1 protein-coding gene is annotated in these 2102 nt (G+C 71.2%); it reads right to left on the reverse strand.

The features are described 5' to 3' along the window. Positions 1–2102, reverse strand: a 2102-nt coding sequence (locus ACWFR4_RS48515) for a hypothetical protein (RefSeq protein WP_453658353.1), incomplete at both ends; no start/stop codon positions are given.

The raw sequence follows: 2102 nt of genomic DNA on the forward strand, positions 1-2102 counted from the left end.
AACCGGAGCGGCAGGCGTCGGCTCGGCTGCCACGGCCTGCTCCGCGGCTACGCCGGCCTCCTCCTCGACGGGGGCGGGGATCGCCACGTAGCGCTGCATTGCGTTGAGTGCGTCCTGGACCGTGGGATGCGTCGTGCCGCCGCGCGGTCCGGTGCGGCCGTCGGGCCAATCGGCGAAGGACCGCTGCTTGTCGGCGGCGAACCTCCCCTTGCGCGGGTGCCACTCGAGGCTGAACCTCCAGTAGCCGACCACGGTGTGGGCTTCGAGTTCGACGTTGAGGAGTTGGCTGCCGTAGCCGGTGTCGTTGGTGCTCCGGGTCATGGCCCAGCCCTGAGCCTGGGCGGTCTTCCACAGTTGAGCGATCGTCTCGGGGACGGGGTAGAAGGGATCCCACACGCCGCCTTCCGTCACCGGTGCTTCCTCGGATTCCTCGCCGGGTGCGGGGGTGGTGGTCATTGAGGCCTCCGGTGCCGGGGCCGCCGTCTCGGGCGTCGCCGCTGCAGCAGGTGCTGGCTCGGGTGTGGGGATGGTGCGGCGGTCTACGAAGGTGCGCAGGCGTCCCGGCATCTCGTGGGCGTGTCCGGACAGCACCCGCACCAGCCCGTACAAGTCGCTGCCTTGCAGCCGCTCGTCTTCGAGCTGGATGCGCAGCGCGTGCACGGCAGGGGCGAGTTGCTCGATGGCGTGGGCCTTCGCCCGGATCTGTTCGTCGTCCAGCTCGGCTCGCGTCTCTGCCTGCACTGCGTGAAGTGCGTCAAGGACGCGGTCGAGGGCGGGCCGCTGCGTGTGGCTGAGGGGCCAGGTGCGAAGGGCAGCGGTGCGCAGCGCGGCGGTGTACGGCTCGAGTTCGGCGAAGGCCCACGACATGCGGATGGCATCGGGGTAGGTGGCGTGGCCGGGCAGTGGCCGGGCCTGGTCTTCGGCCCAAACGCGCAGGGCGTTGAGGACCGCGTGGTGGAAGTTGTCCTGCCCGTACGGCTGCGGTGGCCGTGGAGGCAGCACGGTGATCGCCGGGTCACTCTGGCGGGGCAGCTGCTCCCCCATCACGGTGTGCCACCTCTCCCCCTCCTTCACGAGCGTGGCGACGATCGTGTTGTCAGGGGTGCGCAGGGTGTAGGCGGGGCCGTGGTAGAGGCCCGGCGCCGCCAGCACCATGAACCCGTCGGTGTCGGGGACCGCGTACGCCGGTCCGTTCGGGGCATCGGGGTGGCTGATCTGCTCGTAGGTCTGGTTTCCGCCTGCCTCGGAGTCGTTCAGCGGTTCCAGGGCCTGCGCCGGGGGGCTGCTCGGGCGCGGGTCGGCGTAGCCGAGGCGGGGCAGCAGGAACGGATCTTCGCTCCAGGGTTCGGCCGCGTTGGGGAACACGTGCCGCCATGCGTCGCCCCATGCGGTGGCGGCCAACCGGTCAGCGTGTTGTCGGGCGCGGGCGGCGAACGATTCGAAGAGGTACTTCACGTCTAGTGGTACAGAGGCCTGGAGAAGGTCCTTGTCCTGGGCGGCCCGGGCGAGCAGGAGTATCGCGCGGACGGCTTCGGTCGGGGTGGTGGTGCTAGCTGCCCGCACGGCCGCGCTCGCCTCGCGCAGCTGCCGGGTGCGCGGGTCGGCGGCGGGCCACTGCGGGTGGGCGGTGAGCTCCCACGTGGCGGTGATGAGGTCCGCGGTGGCGCGGGTGAAGTCCTCGCTGCTGGTGTAGGGGCCGTGGGCGGGGGTGGTGGGTTCCAGGTCGAACAGCGCGGCCGTTTCGGGTTCCGGTGCCGGCTCGGTGGTGTGGTAGCGGTTGAAGGAGGCGGCGAGGGCTTCGGCGGTGGGCGCCCCGGCGGCCTGCAGCGCGTCCCAGACGGTCAGCTGGACTTGGCCGAGTCGCTCTCGGGCTGCCTGGCTTCTGGGTGCGGCGGCCAGGGCTTCCTCGGCCTCCAGGAGTTCGCGGCGCGACTGCTCGCTCAGGCCGAGGTCCAGCCACGCGGGGAGTTCTTCCCACCGCATCACTTTGCTCATCGCGGGGCGGTCGTCGGTCCCCTGCGTGCTGAACAGGATGCCGTCGGGGGCGGGGTCAAGCCGTGCGATGCCGCGGAGGTCCTTGCGGTTGCCGATCCAGATCCCAC

Source organism: Streptomyces sp. NPDC055140 (assembly GCF_053607285.1).